Below are 18969 nucleotides of genomic sequence, written 5' to 3'. Positions count from 1 at the left end.
TTCATTGACACGCCGAATGATCGCTGCTACAATCGGTTAAAACATGATCGGAATACAGGTGATTGATGAAGAAGGGGGAGTCGGACTTGGATCAGTCTGGAATCATAGATCCGTTTATCCGGAATGAACGCGAAGCAAGCATTGCAGCAATGGCCGACAAGCTGGCTTCCGTGTTTGCAGACAGAGCCCCCTTGCATGATGCAGAGGGCTCGTTTCCGTTTGAGAACTTCGATGACTTGAGCGCAGCCGGTTATTTGAAGCTGACCGTACCCAAGGCTTATGGAGGGGATGAAGCCTCCGTATATGAGATGGTGTTGGCTCAGGAGCGGCTGGCGAGGGGAGATGGTTCCACGGCGCTGGCGGTCGGCTGGCATATCGGAATGCTGCTTCAGCTTCGTCTGTCCGATGCCTGGCCGAAGCCGTTGTTTGAGCAGCTGTGCAGAGACATCGTTGAGCAAGGTGTCGTCATGAATGAGCTGGCGAGTGAGCCGGCAACCGGGAGCCCCAGCCGGGGAGGGAGACCGCAGACGACCGCGACCCGGGCGGAAGGGGGCTGGATCATTCAAGGCCGTAAAACCTTCAGCACATTAAGCCCTATTTTGAAAATATTCACGGTCACAGCAGCGATTGAGGGCTGCGACAGACCCGGGCTGTTTCTCATCCGCCGCGGACCCGGGGTTCGCATAGAGGAGACGTGGAACACACTCGGGATGCGGGCAACGGGGAGCCATGACGTCATTCTTGATCACGTATTTGTACCGGATGACGAGGTGATTCGGGGGGCGGATGCTGCTGAGAAGAGCGCGCCTGTTCCTACCGAAGCGGCGCTGCTTCACATACCGGCTTGTTATCTCGGCATCGCCTATGCTGCCCGAAGCTTTGCTATTGATTTTGCCTGCCGTCACCAGCCGAATTCCACAACGGTCCCAATTGCGGAATTACCGAACGTCAAACGGCAAATTGCCCAGATGGAGGTCGATTGGATTACGGCTCGAAGTTATCTGTACCAGGTGGCTGACCGATGGGATCGGGAGGTCGGGCAGCGCGCGGCCCTCAAGCCGGAGCTTGGCCTGGCGAAATATATGGCCACCAATGCGGCAATCCGCATCGTAGATCAGGCGATGCGGATCGTGGGCGGCCTCAGTCTGTCCCGTAAGCTTCCGCTGGAGCGAATGTACAGAGATGTTCGGGCCGGGCTGCATAACCCGCCGATGGATGACATCGTGCTTAACAATCTGGCTGACCGGGCGATTCACGAGATGCGGGGCGATTGAGACAGGCCGCTCAGCCTTGTCATGCTGTTCGGTGCAAGAAGGGAGGCATCACTCGCTCGCTGCTCGCCGAGCATGATTGCCTTGTGCGTGAAGAGCGTAGATGAACTGCCCGATCGGGCAGTTTTTTTGTAGAATTCGAATGATTTGTTTGAAAGCTGTTGACCTTAACGTTGCGTCAAGGTGTACAGTGAGTTTGTCAGGAGGTGAAAGGAATGGAATATACGGTGCAGAAGCTTGGACGTCTGGCAGGGATCAGTACTCGCACGCTGCGATATTATGACGAGATTGGCCTTCTGAAGCCGGCCAGAGTCAACTCGTCAGGCTATCGGATATACAGCCAGCAGCAGGTGGATCAGCTTCAGCAAATTTTGTTCTACCGGGAGCTTGGCCTGCAGCTCGAGCACATCAAGGAAATCATGTCTTCGCCATCCTATGACCGGGTTCATGCGCTTAAACAGCACCATTCGCAGCTCCTTGACCGCCGACAACAACTGGAGGCGCTGATCGCGAATGTCGAGAAGACGATCGCCTCCGCTGAAGGGAGAATGACGATGACCGATCAAGAGAAATTTGAAGGTTTCAAGCAGAAGCTGATTGCGGATAACGAACAGCAATACGGGGCTGAAGTTCGTGCGAAATATGGGGATGAGACAATAAATCGTTCGAACGAGCTGGTAAAGAACATGACGCAGGAGCAGCATGACGAGGTGACCCGATTGTCGGAGGAGCTTCAGCGCACATTGGCGCAGGCTTTTGTCGAAGGCGATCCCGGGAGCGAACTGGCTCAGAAGGCGGCCGAGTTGCATAAGCAATGGCTGACTTATTTCTGGAACGATTACAGCAAGGAAGCCCATGCGGGGCTGGCCCAAATGTACGTGGATGATGAGCGGTTCACTGCTTACTATGATCAGGAGCAGCCGGGAACTGCCCGCTTCCTGCGAGATGCTATCGTGATCTACACACAGACCGATAAGGCGTAAACGAACAATGCCTCCCGGCGACGAATGATGTCTGCCGGGAGGCATTGGCATATTAGGCGAGTATGCGCTTTCAAACGATGCGAAACCCAAGCGACCAGAACGGCGTCTATAGCTTGGCTATTCGCGAGGGATTTTTCTGGCTACGCCGGAATCGATCGCAGCTTTGACAACAAGCTCGCGAATGGCTTTCACTACATTCTGATTAAATACACTCGGAATAATATAGGACGGATTCCGCTCTTCATCCGACACGGCCGAGGCGATTGCTTCCGCTGCGGCAAGCTTCATCTCTTCATTGATTGTTGTCGCTCTGCAGTCCAATGCGGCGCGGAAGATGCCAGGAAAGCACAGGACGTTGTTGATCTGGTTCGGATAGTCCGAACGCCCAGTAGCCATCACCGCGACAATATCCTCAACCTCTTCAGGCTTGATCTCCGGAACCGGGTTCGCCATGGCGAATACGATCGGCTGGTCAGCCATGCTTTGCACATCCTCGCGGCTCAGAATCCCGCCGGCGGACAAGCCGATGAACACATCTGCTCCCTGAATTACATCCTTCAGGGATCCTTGCAGCCTTTCCGGATTCGTATGCTCTGCATACCACTCCCACATGGAGTTGGCATAAGAATTGCCCGCAACAAGCGCTCCCTCTCGGTCAACACCGACGATGTTCTTCACGCCCGCGGCCAGCAGAATTTTGCTGCAAGCGACCCCGGCAGCTCCGATTCCGCAGACGACAACCTTGATGCTGTCCAGCGATTTGCCGACGATTTTCAAGGCATTGATCAATGCGGCGTACAGTACGACAGCGGTGCCGTGCTGATCGTCATGAAATACGGGAATGTCGAGCTCATCGCGTAATCGGGCTTCGATTTCGAAGCAGCGAGGGGAGGCGATATCCTCCAGATTAATGCCGCCAAAGGCTGGAGCTAACGCTTTGATGCAGGCGATGATCTCTTCCGTATCCTGCGTGTCCAAGCAGATCGGGAAGGAGTCTACCCCGGCCAGTTCCTTGAACAGCATCGATTTGCCCTCCATGACCGGCATGGCCGCGTAAGGACCGATATTCCCAAGCCCGAGCACTGCGCTGCCGTCGGAGATGACGGCGACCGTATTTCTCTTTATGGTCAGGGTATAGGCTTTCTTGGGATCTTCCTGAATGGCTGCACACACCCGGGCCACGTCAGGTGTATATACCCGTGACAGGTCATCGCGGTTATGAATCGGCACCTTCGGCTGAATTTCGATTTTGCCGCCCAGGTGCATCAGGAAAGTACGATCCGAGACGTTGACCAGACGAACCCCTTTCAGACTGCGAATGCGGGAAGTCACGTTCTGCACATCGACGCTGTCTGTTACGGTGATCGTAATATCGCGAACCGTCACATCGCCGCTGGCTTGAATGACGTCAATGGCGACCATGTCCCCGCCAGCCTCGAAGATGGCCGATGCCACTTGCCCAAATTTGATTTCCTTGGTGTTCATCTCCAGTCGCAGAATGATGCTTTTGCCCCCGAGCCCATTTCCAAGACTACTGTTTTTCTCCATGAGGTACCTCCGAAAAATGGTTTATGTGGATATAGCCAAGAGATTTAAGCGTGCCCGTGTAACATTGTTCTAGGCAGGCAGTTCATTTTCCTGTTTCATTCAAAAAAATAAAGGCTTTTCCCACGATGGTTAAACTTAATGGCAGTGGGTATAATTGATGTTGATTACAAGGTGAAGGGATGATGATACATGAATGCCAGAATCGAGGCGCTGGAGAAGCGGCTGGCCACACAGCAGCACAGGGATTTATTTCTTCAAATGAAGCATACTCTGAAAGCCATTGATGATCTTGCCGAGCATCATCGGGTATATCAAGCTATGCAGGCACTCAGCGGTGTTCGGATCATCGGACAGGAAGAAAGTGTGTTTTACGATACCTTAGCGAAAGCCAAGGAAGAGGTTGTCCGGACGCTGGAGCTGACCGTCGAGGATTTGGAGCATAAAGGGGATAAGCATTACAGCAAGCACTTCAAGGATGGCGTTGAATAGCGTCAGGTCATGTTCCTTATCCATCAGGTGTTAATATTATTTCGAGATTTGAAGCCTCACTGCAGAAGGCCGCACGTGATTGTTAGGCGGTTAACTTGCAGGGGGCTTTTTTATGTAGTATCAAGCTTGTTTGTTAGAATTAATATCATTATATGAATCTATTAATTACGGATTATGTTATATATTTTTTGAACGTCATTGAAATGTGAAATAAATCGTTGTTTTGTATTATGGGAACTGTGAGAATGATCTTATACAATAATGATAGAACTGGTAAATGTTAGGTCCAGTTCTGGGTGATTGGTTTTTATGTGAATGGGTGGAATGCAGAGCTGGACCTCTGTAGGGCGAGACGATCATGAATATCTGCTTTCCGGGTCTGCAAGGAAGGGAGGTGGGAAACGGGACGAATGAAGCTCGAGCCGTCTTGGTTTTTGTCACAACCCATATCCAAAAGGAGGAGAGTATTATATGACGTTAAGGTTGCCGAATCAAGCTTGGATGAAGAAACTTGTGGCCGTAGGTTTGATGACGATTCTGATGGGTGTAATCATGGTCATTTTTGCGGACAAAGTGTCCGCCCACGGATATGTTGAATCGCCAGCGAGCCGTGCATATCTGTGTAAGGAAGGGCAGAACTCGGATTGTGGAAACATCATATATGAGCCGCAGAGCCTGGAAGCCCCGAAGGGCTGGCCGAATGCAGGCCCTGCTGACGGACAAATTGCGAGCGCAGGCGGCTTGTTCCCGAAACTTGACGAGCAGTCCTCGACACGCTGGGCTAAAGTGAATATCACCCCGGGCACGACAACCTTCCAATGGAGACTGACTGCTGCACATGCAACGGCCAGCTGGAAATACTATATTACGAAAGACGGATGGAATCCGAATGCACCGCTGAGCAGAGCTTCATTCGATCTGACGCCGTTCTGCTCCATTGATTACGGCGGTGTAAGACCACCGGCAAACTATGCTTCGACTTGTAATGTACCGGCCAAAACTGGCTATCATGTGATCCTTGCCGTATGGGAAGTCGCAGATACCGCGAACGCCTTCTACAACGTGATTGATGTTAACTTTGTTGGCGGCGGCGGCAATCCGGATCCGGGTCTGCAAGCGCCGACAGGACTCACTTCGACTGCCAGAACGAATTCCAGCATCTCCCTGGCGTGGAATGCTTCGTCCGGAGCAGCCAGATATGAAGTTTATCGCGGCGGTTCGCTCGTAGGAACGTCCACATCGACTTCCTATACGGACAGCGGCCTGGCAGCGGGCACATCTTACACCTATACCGTGGTGGCGGTCAACAGCGCAGGCAGCAAATCAGCGGCTTCGGCACCGTTAACGGTATCCACGACCGGCAGCTCAACAACCTATCCGGCATGGAGCGCGACAACCACTTACTGGGGCGGCGACCGCGTCACCTATAACGGCCTGAATTATGAAGCCAGATGGTGGACGCTTGGCGAAACACCAGGCAGCGCTTATGTGTGGATGCAGATTCCATAACGACGAGAATAGAAGAACGAACCGGCAGCCCTCGGGCTGTCGGTTTTTTATGCTGTCCGTTTCTGTATGTAGTGGATCATGATATCTTTAAAGGAATATATAGTAAAACAGGACTAAAGGTAGTGTGTAAAACATTTCATAGCATGCCTTAAAGACTATTTATTCAGGAAATCTCTATGTATAAAAGACTATGTAAATCAATGGCGAAAAATATCGAATTTGCTACTCAAAAACTATAACTATGCTGCCGATAATGTAAGAGGGAGCCTTACCGACCTGAAATAGCCAACATTTTTCAAAATTTTGTTTGTTTTTTGATGTAAGTATCCAGACTCTTACAGAAAAAAAGAGACCTGAAAAAGAGAGAGGCAGGAAAAGCGGATAGGACCCTAGGACCATCTTCGGGGAGGAATTACGGCATGCTAAAAAGTCTTAAGCTGAAAATGATTTTCATGATTTGCCTTGTGCTGCTGCTAAGCCTTGGCTCCGTATTCTTGGTTAGCTACAGCGAATCGTCGGATCTGCTGAAGAATAGCCTGAATAAGGAAGCGATGCTCAGTGCAGAGAACCTCGCGAGTTCGATTAACGATTTCATGGAATCGGAAATCGCCAAACTGGACGCCGTAGGTAAATTCCTTACAGGAAACAAGGATGAGGACCTGGCCATTATTAAGAAAGCACAGGAACAGCATCCTGAATTCGAGACCTTCTTCTTCTCACATGATTTAACAGGCAAGAATGTCATTAACTTTCTGGGAGAAGTGACGGACGTATCCGACCGGGTTCACTACCAGGAAGCAGGCAAAGGGGAAGGAAAGATTGTAGTTTCCGATCCGGTATTGTCCAAGCGTACAGGTAACAACATCGTAACGATGATTCTTCCGCTTATGAAAGACGGCAAGCAGTATGGATATATGGGATCCACACTTCCGATTAACGAGGTTCAGCAGAAAGTGTCTGACCTGACCTTCGGAGATTCCGGATTTGCATTCTTGCTCAGTGCTGCCGGAACCATTATGTGGCATCCGAATGAAGAGCTCGGCCTTGAACAGAATGTCTCGGATCTGGATAACGCAGAGATCTCCAATGCTTTTGAGAAAGTTAAAACGGGTGAAACCGGCTATTTCGATTATGTTATGGACGGAAATCAATATACCGCCGCCCACGCGACCTCGAACCTGAATTGGGGTGTGTTCGTAACAGCCCCAACGAAGGAGCTCCACGCTCCGATCAATGAGCTTACGATCACGCTGACACTGATTTCAGCAGCAGCTCTCGTATTGTCCATCTTGGCAGCCTCCTGGCTGACGGCGACAGTGCTGAAGCCGATCCGTCAACTGAATGAGGCAGTGAAGGACGTAGCGGCAGGGGATCTGACGAAAACGATCAAGGTAGACGGCAAGGATGAAATCGCCGTGCTTTCTAGCGACTTTAACCAGACCGTATCTCACTTGAAACATCTGGTAGAGGGTGTGAACAGCTCCTCAAGTGAAGTCATGAAGGTCACCGGCGTTGTAGCCAGCGGCGTGGAAACGGCGAAGGACAGCGTGGACCGGATTGGTTCTTCCATTAAGCAGATTGCAGAAGGCGCGAATGCGCATGCCTCGAGCTCCAACGAGATTGCAACCTCGATGAGCGATATGGCAAGCGGCATCGTTAAAATTGCCGAAACCTCTTCCATGGTATCTGAGGCTGCTCAGGAAGCGGCAAGCCATGCAGAGACGGGGTCTGTCGTTGTGGAACAGGCCGTGAAGCAGATCGGCAGCATCGGGGAAGGCACCGAGAAAGTGGGATCGGCGATCGAGCGTTTGAATGAGCGGTCGATGCAGATTGAAGAAATATTGAATTTCATTACCGAAATTACATCCAGAATCCGTCTTCTGTCGCTGAACGCGTCGATTGAAGCGGCGAGAGCGGGCGAGCATGGACGCGGCTTTGCGGTTGTTGCAGAGGAAGTGAAGAAGCTGGCAGGTCAATCGGAGAGCTCTACCGACCAAATCGCACAGCTGATCACGGAGATCCGTCAAGACACACTCAATGCGGTGGAAGTGATGGATGTCAGCCGTCAGGACGTGCGCGAAGGTGTGGCCCTTATCGAGGATGTACGGGAGAAATTCGCGAATATTCTCCAGGCTACCCGCAATGTAGCGGATCATATCCTTGAGGTTTCCGCGGCATCTGAAGAGATGTCAGCCGGTTCCGAGCAGGTCACTGCCTCTGTCGAGGAGTTGAAGTCGATTGCGAATCTGACCTCGAACGATGCGAAGAACGTGGCCGAGGCTGCCGAGGAACAGGTAGCAACGATCCAGCAAATCTCCGGTTCTGTAAGTCAGCTGGAATCGGTTGTGAGCGAGCTTCGCAAAGAGCTTGCCAAATTCAAGCTGTAATCACCCTCTATACGTTGATCGTCTCGCCTGCAAGCGAGCCTGATTCATCGCAACTGGAGAGGGGGGATGCCACCAGGAGAGAAAGCCGGAGCTGTAATCAGCACGATGACGCATGGTTCATCCTGAGCATGTAACAAGGAGAATACGATAACGCTGCCACTTCTTGTTGTCCATGCTTCGAATGCACTGTTCATCAGGGGGGATTCCCCGTCGCGGGTTACGGCTCCCATCGGAACATCAAGAGGTGTAAGAGTGAGGTCTGACATGGACCAGCTCAAGGCGGCGTTAGGAAGCTTCGGATTTACAACATGAAATACGGGAGGAATTCTAAATGGCTAAAAATTGGAAAAAAGGACTTATTGCTGGGGTTTTGAGTTTGTCTCTGGTAGCAACAGGATTTGCTGCAAATGAGGTTCTGAGAACGCCAGACGTAAGTGCAAAATCTGCAGCATCCCATGCACCGGGTCAAGTAAAGAAGCAACAGCAGGAACAATCTCAGCTTGATGAAATCATCAAAAGAGGTTACATTCGCGTAGGTATGACCGGCGACTACAAGCCATTTACATACCTGAATCCTGAAACGAATGAATATGAAGGCTATGATGTAGACGCTATGCTGGAGCTTGGTAAGGATCTGGGTGTGGAGGTTCAATTCGTGCAGACTTCCTGGTCTACAATGATGAAGGATTTGCTGGATGACAAATTCGACATCGCGGTGGGTGGAGTTACCCGTAACACGGACAGACAAAAAACAGCTTATGTATCTCAAGGCTACATGTCCTTCGGTAAAGCTCCATTGATCCGTCAAGAAGACAAAGACAAGTATTTGACCATTGAAGATATTAACAAGCCGACCGTTCGCATCGGTGTGAATCCGGGCGGAACGAACGAAGTCTTCGTTCGCCAGCACCTGACCAAAGCTAACGTAACAGTCGTTCCGAACAACCTGGACATTCCGCATCTGGTAGCTGACGGTACATACGATGTGATGATCACCGATACAATCGAGGCGATCACGTATGCCAAAGCTGATTCCAGACTGTATGCTGCATTGACAGACGCACCGTTCACCAACAACGAGAAAGGCTACATGATTCCTCGTGGAGACTTCGCCTATGCGAGTTTCCTGGAAATGTGGATGGACGAAATGAAGCTGCAAGGCAGATTTGCAGAAATCGAGAAAAAATGGCTTGAGTAGGCCGTAAGCTTACTCACCTATAGCAAGAGCCGAAGCAGATCAGGAGATAACGCCTGGTCTGCTTTTTTTAATGCCTGCCCGTGCGGCTTGCTGATCGGGTGCCGTGATCTCGGGCGTTTACCAACCAAGCGTACAGGGTATTACATACTACAGGCGTCAGCATTTGCCGAACTTAGACATGAAACGGAGGTTTTGCTGATGAGACTCGGAGTAAGGATCATAAGCGGCTTGCTGCTGCTCATCGCACTGACTGCCTGCAGCAGTCAGGCGGACACCGGCCGGGTGCAGATTGAATTTTTTCAGAACAAGCCGGAAGCGAAGGGGACGTTCGATGCGCTGGTGGATAAATTTAATCAGTCCCAGTCCGACATTACCGTCATTCAGGTTAATCCGCCGGATGCGGAAACTGTACTGAAAACGAGGGTTGTCAAGAATGATATTCCAGACATTATTGGCATGGGAGCTACGGATACATATTCGCTGCTGGCGCAAAGCGGCATTTTTATGGATGTGACGAATAGCCCGCTTCTGGAACAGGTTGACGCCACCTATGTACAAATGCTCAAGGATGTGTCAGGCATGGAGGAGGTCACGGGAATCCCGTTCTCTACGAATGCAAACGGCATTATGTATAACAGACAATTATTTGAAGAGATGGGGCTGACGGTCCCGGAGACATGGGATGAACTTCTCGCCGTTGCCCAAAAGGTAAAGGATGAGGGGAAGATCCCGTTTTATTTTACGTACAAGGATGACTGGCAGACCGTGCTTCCCTTTAATGCGCTGGCTTCGAATCTGGAGGGGATCGAGTTTTATTTGCAGCGGCGTGAAGATCAGGTGACCTTTGCAGACCGCTATCGCGAGGTGGCCGAGAAGCAGCTGGCGCTGATGGATTACGGCCATGGAGATAACTTTGGGAAAAGCTATGCCGATGGAAACCGGGACTTCGCCAGAGGAGAGTCGGTGATGTACATCCAGGGCACCTGGGCGATTCCGGAGATCAGGAAGTCGAATCCGGATATCGAGATTGGGTTCTTCCCGTTTCCGACCGGCAATGACCCACAGCAGAACAAACTGATCTCAGGTGTTGACACATTGCTGGCAGTAGCGGAGGATTCGCCTCATCAAGAAGAAGCGCTGCGGTTCATCGAGTTTCTGCTTGAGCCGGAAAATAGTGAGCAGTACATTACGGAGCAGACATTGTTCTCCACCGTGAAGGGGGTCAAGCAGGATGACCCGGCGGTAGCGGAGCTCCAGCCGTACCTTGAACAGGGACGGGTTGTGGATTTTGCGGATCACTATATTCCCGCAGCCGTTCAGCTAAGCTCAATTGTCCAATCCTTTTTGCAGAACGGAGATATTGACGCCTATTTGAGAAGGCTGGACACCGAATGGGACAAGGTGGCTGACAGGCGTTGACGGATGGGAGAAAACACGGTTTGCGCTTCCGAAGCGAGTTTTCTCGCAGTAATTTCATAGTAGTTACCCTCGAAAACTTTTAGGAGGTTCCCATGAACAAACGGCTCACGACATTTTATCTCATGACGATACCGGCGGTCGTGCTGTTCTTTGTCTTTCTCACGCTGCCGGCGCTGCAAGGGGTGTATTACTCCTTCACGAACTGGAACGGCTTTGGCGACCGCTTTGATTTCATCGGGATCAAAAACTATGTCAACCTGTTTAAAGACAATAACGTTGGCAACGCTTACTGGTTCACGTTCAAGTTTGCGGTTGTGGTAACGATTCTCATTAATTTTTTCAGTCTGCTGATTGCGATGGGGCTGAATGCCAAGATCAAAGCGAGAAATTTCTTTCGGGGCATATATTTCCTGCCCAATATTCTCAGTGTGCTGATTGTCGGGTACATATTCAATTATCTGTTTTCGAACGTATTCACAATCTGGGGGCAAAATCTCGGTATCGGCTGGCTCTCCACCAATATTCTCGGGAGCGAGCAGCATGCCTGGATCGGGATTGTCATCGTGGCGGTATGGCAGGGCATCGCGTATAACACGATTCTGTATCTGGCCGGGCTGCAGACGATCAACCAGACGTTGTACGAGGCCTCGAACCTCGACGGGGCTAACCGATGGCAGGAATTTTGGAGAATTACGTTTCCTTTGATTGCACCGTTCTTTACGATCAACATGGTGCTGGCGATGAAAAACTCGCTGATGGTGTTCGATCAGATCGTGGCTTTGACTAATGGCGGTCCAGGCCGGGCGACTCAATCGATATCGCATTTGATCTATACCGGTGGCTTTGAAGGAGGAGAATTTGCCTACCAGTCTGCGAACTCGGTGCTTTACTTCGTTCTGATCGCGGGCATTTCAATCCTTCAAATCCGGTTTCTGCAGAGAAGGGAGGCGGAGATGTAATGCGAACCAAAACGAACTGGATCGTTATGCTTCTGATTGCACTCGGCACCATTTTCATTCTGTTTCCGCTATACATGACTATGACCATCGCTCTGAAATCGCCGGAGGACATGCTGGTTTCCGTCTTCGGCCTGCCAACAGAGCTTCGGTTTGAGAACTTTGCCAATGCGGTCAGAATGACCAACTTCTTCAATGCCCTGGGCAACAGCGCGGCTGTGACAACCGCCACAGTGATTCTGACCCTGCTCACGAATTCGATGGTGGCTTACGCCATCGCGCGCAATATGGATCGCAAGTTTTTTAAAGGCCTGTATTTTTATTTTATTAGTGCGATGTTCATTCCGTTTCCGATTATTATGCTGCCCTTGGTTAAGCTGGCGGCGGGACTAAATATGACCAATCTGGTCGGACTGACCATTCTGCATACGGTATATGCCTTGGCGTTCAACGTATTTGTGTATGTAGGTTATATCAAATCCATACCGGTGGCGCTGGAGGAAGCGGCGCGGGTGGACGGAGGCTCGACCTGGGGCACATTCTGGCGCATCATCTTCCCGATGATGGCTCCGATTAACGCCACGATCGGCATCCTGATCTGCCTGTCGACCTATAATGATTTTCTGCTTCCGCTCATCATCATTAGCGACACCGACTCCTATACACTGCCTTTGGTGCAGTATATTTTCCAGGGGCAATTCAATACCGACTTCAACCTGGCGTTTGCCTCTTATTTGATGGCGATGCTGCCGATGATTATCATCTATCTGTTTGCCCAGAAATGGATTATTAACGGGATTACGCAGGGGGCTGTGAAGTAAACAGAGCGTGGATTGACCAAGGTCGTGGTGGCGTTAAGCTGATCATGAGGAAGCGGAACTGGATGCGCTGATTTCCGGGTCGAAATTCATCCTGTCGATCCCGGGAATAACGTCTTCCAGTTCCGTTATTGTTGAAGTGTCCATCGTTTACAGATAGATCACTATAAAAATGACGGCCGCCAGCACGATCCGATAGATAGCGAATGGCACCAGCTTGATCCGGTTAATAAGCTTCAGGAAGAACCGGATCGAGATGAGGGCAAACACAAAGGCGGCCACAAAGCCGGCGATGAAGAACGGCAGAGCCTCCAGCGTGAAATACTCCCAGTTCTTCAGCAGAGACAGGAAGCTTGCCCCGAACATGATCGGCACCGCCATAATAAACGTGAAATCGGCCGCCACGCGGTGGCTCATCCCGAGCAGTACCCCGCCGGATATCGTCGAGCCGGAGCGGGAGAAGCCGGGCCACAGTGACAGACACTGAATCAGTCCTACCATAAAAGCCTGCCGGTACGTAATCTGGTCAACCGAGGACACCTGCGGCTTCTTTCTGCTGAGGAGGTCGGCAATGATCATGAAAATGGCACCGAGCACAAGCCCGATCAGCACCGTTCCGGTGGAGAAAAGATACTCGTCAATATAGTCCTCGAACAGCAGGCCGAGCACCCCGGCCGGAATGAGGCCGACGATAACCTGAGTCAGCTTGAGCCTGCTGCCCTGCACGGGCTGCCCTTGCTCCTGCTTCAAGCGCTTTAGCCCGAGCAGATCGAGAAAGCGGTCCTTAAATACAACCAGCACAGCCAGAATGGAGCCGAGCTGAATGACGACCTTGAATGTGTTAGCCACATACTTGGTCAGAAATTCCTCCGATTGCAGCCACATGTCATCCACAATGATCATATGGCCGGTTGAGGAGACCGGGGCGAATTCAGTCAGGCCTTCGACAATGCCGAGAATAATCGCCTTCAGAATCGTTAGAAAATCCATAGCCGACATACTCCTTCATTCATAAATTCAAGTGAGCGCGAAAAGCGGCGTAAACGAAAGGCTATGCCGATTTCTTCCGCTTGCGGAAGAACAGGAACAGCAGCACGACGAGAGCCACGGCAATAACCGCATACGTAAGATGGGAGTACACATCCATAAAGGCGACAATATCCTCCCAGGATTCGCCCAACATGGCGCCTACGGTGACGAGAATAACATTCCAGATCAAGGTTCCGATCGTCGTGAAGAGCAGGAACATGCCAAATTTCATATTGGACATCCCGGCAGGGATGGAGATCAGGCTGCGAATGAGCGGCACCATCCGTCCAAACAGCACCGTCCAGTACCCGTATTTATCAAACCAGGCGTCCGCCTTGCGGATGTCTTCTTTTTTCACTCTGAGGATATGTCCCCAGCGCTCGACAATCTTCTCCAGCCGCTCAACATCGAGCAATCGGCCGATTCCGTACAGGATGACGGCGCCGACTACCGATCCGAGCGTTGCCGCAGCGACCACGCCGGGCACGGTCATGGATGTGTAGGTGGTCATAAATCCGCCAAAGGTCAGTATGATTTCAGAGGGGATCGGCGGAAAAATATTTTCGAGTGCAATCATGAGAAAAACACCGATATAGCCAAACTGCTCCATGATATCTGTAATCCAATTCTCCAACGATAACACCTCAATTAGATAAGCTTAGCGATTTAAGCGATCGGAAACTCGACGATTATACCATCGACTTTCTCAGCTTTCGCAAATATTGGCTCCGTATAAAAAAGAAATAAACAACCTGCATCATCAGAAAACTGACAAGCACCACGCCCATTTCGGCCGCTATCGATAAGTAAAAGTAGCTCTGGAGGGCGATAAATGCAAAGATGCTGTGTACAATCGCAAGCCCGATCGGGACAAAAAAGAGCAGTCCGAGCTGACCGGTCACAATCCGGCTGAATTCGCTGTCCGTAATACCCAGCCTCGATAACGTTGCGTAATGCCGCTGATCCGCATCCAGATTGGCATATAGGCGGAAATAGAGAAAGCTCCCGGCGGCAATGAAGAATACGGTGCCGACGAGCAGTGCTGCAAACAGCAGAATGCTGTACAGGCTGTCCCTCATGGAATAGAGGGTTCCGCTGACGGTCAGTGCGTAAGGCAGCCCTTCAGTGTAACGGACGCTTCCGCCGGGTGCCAGCTCGGGCACGAGCGCCTCGGTCTGCCTGTAATCCTCCACATAAAATCCGGTATAGAGATCGGTTTGCAGCGTGTGAGACAGCTCCGCAAACACTTCGTCATGAACGACCAGACCGCTAATATGCTCGTCCTCCAGGTCCGGCAGCAAATATTCCGGAACCGCCACATGCTTCGTGTACCGGGTTTCTTGAAGCGTCAGACCGGATGTGAGCACATGCGAAGTCAGCTTCCTTCCCCGCAGGTAGGTTCTGTCGTTCTGTGAGGCCACCAGCACAAGCGCTTCCTCCCGGGCGGGGGGCTCGTCGATCAGAGGCTGACCGGACATGAGCACCGCCTGCTTGTAGTCGGAGTATGACATCAAGGTGAGCAGATGGCCGGGCTGGCTGTCAGCCCTTGAGGGCTGCGCCTGCACATACTTGATCGGAAGCGTCAGCGCTTCAAATGGAATGCTTCGACTCCCAAGCTCCTGGCTGATCTCGGACAGATGCGCAGCATCCAGCGAGTTTCCCTCCTTGGACATATAACCGACCGCGGCGGGAAAGTCCTCTTCGAACTGCTTGCTAAGCACCGGAATAGAGACGAAGACCCCGACGGAGCAGAAGGAGATCGCCAGCACGACCGTTACGATCGAGAACAGCTGGGCATGATCCCGGAGCCGGTAATGGAGGCCTGCCAGCGAGATCAGGTTCGTTTGCTTCCAGGCAAAAGGGCGGCTGCGGGCGATCCGTCCGACGAGCTTCACCCCCAGCTGGGTGTAAAACAGATAGGTGCCGGCAATGGTTATCAATGTCACGGGAACCATGCGGTATGTCAGTGTGGGAGCAGTTGATGTCGCTGCAAGACCATAACCTAGCAGAAGCAGAACGACGGCGAGGACCGACAAGCCCCGGGAAGCACCGGGCTCCGGGCGAAGCGGCTGTCCGGACTGAACGAGATCGATCAGCTTCTTCGACCGGAGCAGCCATGGAATGCACAATGAAATGATGATGAACAAGACGGCGTAGCTGGCGGCGGTCAGGCCGAGCGCGCCGGCTGGCAGACGGAACGGCAGCGGCGAGATGCCGAGAAAGGCCGACCCGGCCATCAGAAACAGCTTTCCTGTAATGATGCCGGACACGATCCCGGTTGCGATGGCGCTGACGCCGATAATCATATTTTCGAGAAACAGCATATTGCCAAGCTGACGATCTGTCATGCCGTGCATGAGCAGAATGCCGAACTCGCGTTTCCGTGTGTTCATAAAGGCGCCAACCGAATACAGCACAAAGAAAAACGAGAACACATACATGATCAGCGCCGCTCCCGCCATCGCCTGCACCACGACCGGATAGAAAATCTGCTGCCGAAGCTCCGGATGGTATATAAACAACGTGCATATGAAAAAAATCATGACCGAAAACGCGCTGCACAGAAAATAAGCGGCATACGTGCGCTTGTTCCGCAGCACATTGCTAGAAGCGAATTGTCGAAAGGTCATGACTCTTCCCTCCCAGCAGCGCAAGCATATCGATGATCCGCTGGAAGAACGCCTGGCGATGATCGCCGCAGTACAGCTCGTTATACAGCTGCCCATCCTTAATGAACAGCACCCGGTCGCAGTAGCTGGCAGCTACCGGGTCATGTGTAACCATGAGGATGGTGGCGGAAGCCTCCCGGCTTGATGCAGACAGCGTGCTCATCACTTCCCTGGAGGCTTTGGAATCGAGGTTGCCGGTCGGTTCATCGGCCAATATAAGAGAGGGCTCCTGGATGAGCGCTCGGGCAATGGCCGCAAGCTGCATTTGTCCGCCTGATATTTCGTAGGTCCGTTTAGGCAAAATCGACTCGATCCCAAGCTGCGCTGCGATGTGCTTCACCTTGTCCTCCATCATGTTCAGCGGAGCGCTCTCCAGCATTAATGGCAGCACAATGTTCTCCTCCACCGTCAAGGTGTCCAGCAGATTGAAATGCTGAAACACAAAGCCCAGCTCCCGGCGCCGGAACAAGGCGGCTTCGTTTCTGCTCAGCAGATGGGGATTGCGCCCGTTGATCATCACTTCCCCGGCGGTAGGCTGGTCCATCGTGGCGATCAGATTGAGCAGCGTCGTTTTGCCGCTGCCTGAAGGCCCCATAATGCCGACAAATTCGCCTTGCTCCACCGTGAATCGGATATTATGCAGCGCTTGATGAGCGACTTTGCCCTCGTAGATTTTTGATAAATGCCTGACATCCAGAATCGGCATCGCTCTTCACTCCTCACGTCCGATGCTTATATTGTAGATCAGCCCTTTCCCCTCGGGCCATGTTGCTAACTTACAGTTGCATTACAACCTTGTAAGGTTTCTATAAAGGGAATCAAGTGTCCTCCGCGAATAGAATCCGGAATGTGGTGCCTTCGTTCACCTGGGACTCCACCTGAAAGTCATGCCCCAGCTTGGTCAATATTTCTTTGACAAGGTACAGCCCCATGCCGGTGGATTCCTGATAACGGCGTCCGTTCTCCCCGGTGAAATAGGGCTCGAATATGCGGGGCAAATCGCTCGGAGGGATGCCGATGCCTTCATCCCGCACCTCCAGCACGGTCTGATGCTCCCGCCGAAAGCCTTCAAAATAAATGGTTCCCTGATCATGAGGGGTATAGCGGATTGCGTTCGTGACGAGCTGGGTAAGAACAAAAGAAAGCCACTTCTCATCGGTGGTCACCTTCAGATCAGCGTCTATACGAATCGACGGATAGATGCGTCTGCGGATAAACAGCCGTTTCTGCTCGGAGGTGACCGAACGGACGATGCTCTCCAGGGGCAGGCTCTCCACATAAAAATCTCGCTCGAAGGTATCCAGACGCGCGGTGTAGAGCACCGTTTCCAGCCCTTTCTTGAGCCGGTCCAGCTCATCTGCGATCGCTGCAAAACGGTGATCATCCTCGTCCTGAATGATGAGATGGATGACAGCCAGCGGTGTTTTCATCTGATGCGCCCATTGGTTAATGAAGCGGATATGGTTCTCGATTCGAACCTTGTAGCTGTCCAGCTCAGTCGCATAATAACGGAACTGGCTTCTCAGGAGCAGATGCAGCGCCTCGGCCATCGGCGTATGCGAAGTCTCCGGGCGAGATTCGCCGGTCAGCGGCCCATCGGGCCGATGCGCCTGCTCCAGACGCTTATAGAAGGAGCGATTGGCTACATACCGGAAGATCAGATAACCTGCGAGCAGCAGGATGCTGATCAGCACGGCATACAAGCTAACCGACGTATTCTGGAATCCACCCAGGCGATAGATGAGCGTCACGACAAGCAGTTGACCTATATATACAAGGATCAGCGGACGCTGATCCTGCAGGAATAGCTTCATGGTGTATCCCCCCAGTTCGGCACCAGCCGGTATCCGCGTCCGCGCACCGTTTGCAGACCGTCATGGATGCCGAGCGCGGCGAGTTTCTTGCGGACCCGGGTCACATATACATTGAGCGTGTTGTCATCCACAAAAGCCTGATCATCCCATATTTTCTCCAGAAGCCGGTCACGGCTAACCACCTGCTCGCTTTTTTTCATCAGTTCATCCAGGATGATCGCTTCGGTATGGCTGATCTCGACCCGGTTATCCTTCCATGACAGGGTCAGGCGTTCTATGTCGAGAAGGAGGCCGGCGACTGACAGCGTCCGTTCGTTCTGTCCGGCTGCATAGGAGCCATAGGCGCGCCGGAGCTGGCTTTTGATTTTGGCCATAACGATCTCGTAGTCAAAAGGCTTCGTCATATAATCGTCCGCGCCGTTCTCGATTGCCATCACCTGATCCATCTTGCCGTCCCGGCCAGAAATGAAAATAATCGGACAAGTGGAGAGGCTGCGGAACTGGCGGCACCAGTAGTAGCCGTCATACTTCGGCAGGTTGACATCCAGGAGAACAAGATGCGGCTCATAGGCCTCGAACTGTGCACGCACGGTTTCGAAATCATCGATGGCTAGCGTGTCATATCCGAATCTGTGCAGATGCTCTGTCAGCAGACTGACAAGTGCGGCGTCATCCTCAACGATCAAGATTTTGAACATATTGTAAAATCCCTTCTTTATATACATTCAGTACCGATTGTATTGTACCAAATTGCAGAACGAGAGCGTTAAACGGAAATACGGGGCGCGTCTTTCCCGGGACGCATCATCCCTCGCCTTCAGCGGCTGATGCAGTGTATGGAGAAGCGATTGCAGAGACGATAATTATGAAACGTTGATA

16 protein-coding genes are annotated in these 18969 nt (G+C 51.9%); 9 read left to right on the top strand and 7 right to left on the bottom strand.

Translation table 11 applies throughout. The annotated features are described in order from the left end of the window. Nucleotides 1–149 precede the first annotated feature (149 nt). Nucleotides 150–1274, top strand: coding sequence for an acyl-CoA dehydrogenase family protein (locus tag MKX64_RS06935; RefSeq protein ID WP_413773594.1), 1125 nt, complete (start codon nucleotides 150–152; stop codon nucleotides 1272–1274). A gap of 212 nt (nucleotides 1275–1486) precedes the next feature. After that, a complete protein-coding gene (locus tag MKX64_RS06930) occupies nucleotides 1487–2254 on the top strand; it encodes a MerR family transcriptional regulator (RefSeq protein ID WP_155617627.1) in 768 nt (255 codons plus the stop codon). A 117-nt stretch (nucleotides 2255–2371) separates the two neighbouring features. Here MKX64_RS06930 and MKX64_RS06925 read toward each other — a convergent pair whose 3' ends face one another. Continuing rightward, on the bottom strand, nucleotides 2372–3802 hold the full coding sequence (locus MKX64_RS06925; protein ID WP_095398556.1) for an NAD-dependent malic enzyme: 1431 nt from the start codon (nucleotides 3800–3802) through the stop codon (nucleotides 2372–2374). A gap of 189 nt (nucleotides 3803–3991) precedes the next feature. Here MKX64_RS06925 and MKX64_RS06920 point away from each other — a divergent pair, with 189 nt between their 5' ends. The 7 genes from MKX64_RS06920 (at nucleotide 3992) to MKX64_RS06890 (ending at nucleotide 12581) form a co-directional block, all read left to right on the top strand. Beyond that, nucleotides 3992–4291 (top strand): hypothetical protein, encoded by a 300-nt coding sequence (locus MKX64_RS06920; protein ID WP_095265968.1) that lies wholly within the window; start codon nucleotides 3992–3994, stop codon nucleotides 4289–4291. A 471-nt stretch (nucleotides 4292–4762) separates the two neighbouring features. Further along, the gene (locus MKX64_RS06915) at nucleotides 4763–5800 is read left to right on the top strand and encodes a lytic polysaccharide monooxygenase (RefSeq protein WP_341035586.1); all 1038 of its coding nucleotides are present in this window, start codon (nucleotides 4763–4765) and stop codon (nucleotides 5798–5800) included. 419 nt (nucleotides 5801–6219) lie between these two features. After that, a complete protein-coding gene (locus tag MKX64_RS06910; RefSeq protein ID WP_095265970.1) occupies nucleotides 6220–8187 on the top strand; it encodes a methyl-accepting chemotaxis protein in 1968 nt (655 codons plus the stop codon). Between the two features lie 331 nt (nucleotides 8188–8518). Then, nucleotides 8519–9385: a transporter substrate-binding domain-containing protein gene (locus MKX64_RS06905; protein WP_095265971.1), complete on the top strand. Its 867-nt coding sequence runs from the start codon at nucleotides 8519–8521 to the stop codon at nucleotides 9383–9385. Nucleotides 9386–9583: 198 nt separating this feature from the next. Then, complete coding sequence (locus tag MKX64_RS06900) at nucleotides 9584–10804, top strand: ABC transporter substrate-binding protein (RefSeq protein ID WP_095265972.1); 1221 nt, start codon at nucleotides 9584–9586, stop codon at nucleotides 10802–10804. Nucleotides 10805–10896: 92 nt separating this feature from the next. Next, nucleotides 10897–11763 carry a carbohydrate ABC transporter permease gene (locus MKX64_RS06895; RefSeq protein ID WP_095265973.1) on the top strand — a complete coding sequence of 289 codons (867 nt, stop codon included), beginning with the start codon at nucleotides 10897–10899 and terminating at the stop codon, nucleotides 11761–11763. Then, nucleotides 11763–12581: a carbohydrate ABC transporter permease gene (locus MKX64_RS06890; protein ID WP_095265974.1), complete on the top strand. Its 819-nt coding sequence runs from the start codon at nucleotides 11763–11765 to the stop codon at nucleotides 12579–12581. Before MKX64_RS06895 ends, MKX64_RS06890 begins: the two co-directional genes overlap by 1 nt. Before the next feature lie 147 nt (nucleotides 12582–12728). Here MKX64_RS06890 and MKX64_RS06885 read toward each other — a convergent pair whose 3' ends face one another. The 6 genes from MKX64_RS06885 to MKX64_RS06860 all read right to left on the bottom strand — a co-directional run bounded on the left by MKX64_RS06885 (nucleotide 12729) and on the right by MKX64_RS06860 (nucleotide 18788). Further along, entirely contained in the window at nucleotides 12729–13568 is an 840-nt protein-coding gene (locus MKX64_RS06885; RefSeq protein WP_095265975.1) for an undecaprenyl-diphosphate phosphatase, read from the bottom strand. Nucleotides 13569–13629: 61 nt separating this feature from the next. Beyond that, nucleotides 13630–14241: a DedA family protein gene (locus MKX64_RS06880; RefSeq protein WP_155617628.1), complete on the bottom strand. Its 612-nt coding sequence runs from the start codon at nucleotides 14239–14241 to the stop codon at nucleotides 13630–13632. A 55-nt stretch (nucleotides 14242–14296) separates the two neighbouring features. Continuing rightward, the gene (locus tag MKX64_RS06875) at nucleotides 14297–16237 is read right to left on the bottom strand and encodes an ABC transporter permease (RefSeq protein WP_155617629.1); all 1941 of its coding nucleotides are present in this window, start codon (nucleotides 16235–16237) and stop codon (nucleotides 14297–14299) included. Continuing rightward, a complete protein-coding gene (locus tag MKX64_RS06870; RefSeq protein ID WP_095265978.1) occupies nucleotides 16212–16982 on the bottom strand; it encodes an ABC transporter ATP-binding protein in 771 nt (256 codons plus the stop codon). Before MKX64_RS06870 ends, MKX64_RS06875 begins: the two co-directional genes overlap by 26 nt. Nucleotides 16983–17094: 112 nt before the next feature. Next, on the bottom strand, nucleotides 17095–18090 hold the full coding sequence (locus MKX64_RS06865) for a sensor histidine kinase (RefSeq protein ID WP_341035580.1): 996 nt from the start codon (nucleotides 18088–18090) through the stop codon (nucleotides 17095–17097). Further along, nucleotides 18087–18788 (bottom strand): response regulator transcription factor, encoded by a 702-nt coding sequence (locus MKX64_RS06860; RefSeq protein ID WP_095265980.1) that lies wholly within the window; start codon nucleotides 18786–18788, stop codon nucleotides 18087–18089. The genes MKX64_RS06865 and MKX64_RS06860 overlap by 4 nt, the downstream gene beginning before the upstream one ends. Nucleotides 18789–18969 lie beyond the last annotated feature (181 nt).

Origin of the sequence: Paenibacillus sp. FSL M8-0334, from assembly GCF_038000405.1 — a bacterium.
In the GTDB taxonomy this organism is placed as follows: domain Bacteria; phylum Bacillota; class Bacilli; order Paenibacillales; family Paenibacillaceae; genus Paenibacillus_AQ; species Paenibacillus_AQ campinasensis.
Note: the sequence above shows the minus strand (reverse complement) of the source record. Positions and strands in the feature narration are given on the sequence as shown.

Bases quoted from the DNA above. Each gene is read 5' to 3' on its own strand.
- MKX64_RS06920 (WP_095265968.1), top strand. From the start codon at position 3,992: ATGAATGCCAGAATCGAGGCGCTGGAGAAGCGGCTGGCCACACAGCAG.
- MKX64_RS06870 (WP_095265978.1), bottom strand. From the start codon at position 16,982: ATGCCGATTCTGGATGTCAGGCATTTATCAAAAATCTACGAGGGCAAA.
- MKX64_RS06890 (WP_095265974.1), top strand. From the start codon at position 11,763: ATGCGAACCAAAACGAACTGGATCGTTATGCTTCTGATTGCACTCGGC.
- MKX64_RS06915 (WP_341035586.1), top strand. From the start codon at position 4,763: ATGACGTTAAGGTTGCCGAATCAAGCTTGGATGAAGAAACTTGTGGCC.
- MKX64_RS06885 (WP_095265975.1), bottom strand. From the start codon at position 13,568: ATGGATTTTCTAACGATTCTGAAGGCGATTATTCTCGGCATTGTCGAA.
- MKX64_RS06910 (WP_095265970.1), top strand. From the start codon at position 6,220: ATGCTAAAAAGTCTTAAGCTGAAAATGATTTTCATGATTTGCCTTGTG.
- MKX64_RS06935 (WP_413773594.1), top strand. From the start codon at position 150: ATGGCCGACAAGCTGGCTTCCGTGTTTGCAGACAGAGCCCCCTTGCAT.
- MKX64_RS06875 (WP_155617629.1), bottom strand. From the start codon at position 16,237: ATGACCTTTCGACAATTCGCTTCTAGCAATGTGCTGCGGAACAAGCGC.
- MKX64_RS06930 (WP_155617627.1), top strand. From the start codon at position 1,487: ATGGAATATACGGTGCAGAAGCTTGGACGTCTGGCAGGGATCAGTACT.
- MKX64_RS06900 (WP_095265972.1), top strand. From the start codon at position 9,584: ATGAGACTCGGAGTAAGGATCATAAGCGGCTTGCTGCTGCTCATCGCA.
- MKX64_RS06865 (WP_341035580.1), bottom strand. From the start codon at position 18,090: ATGAAGCTATTCCTGCAGGATCAGCGTCCGCTGATCCTTGTATATATA.
- MKX64_RS06860 (WP_095265980.1), bottom strand. From the start codon at position 18,788: ATGTTCAAAATCTTGATCGTTGAGGATGACGCCGCACTTGTCAGTCTG.
- MKX64_RS06905 (WP_095265971.1), top strand. From the start codon at position 8,519: ATGGCTAAAAATTGGAAAAAAGGACTTATTGCTGGGGTTTTGAGTTTG.
- MKX64_RS06925 (WP_095398556.1), bottom strand. From the start codon at position 3,802: ATGGAGAAAAACAGTAGTCTTGGAAATGGGCTCGGGGGCAAAAGCATC.
- MKX64_RS06895 (WP_095265973.1), top strand. From the start codon at position 10,897: ATGAACAAACGGCTCACGACATTTTATCTCATGACGATACCGGCGGTC.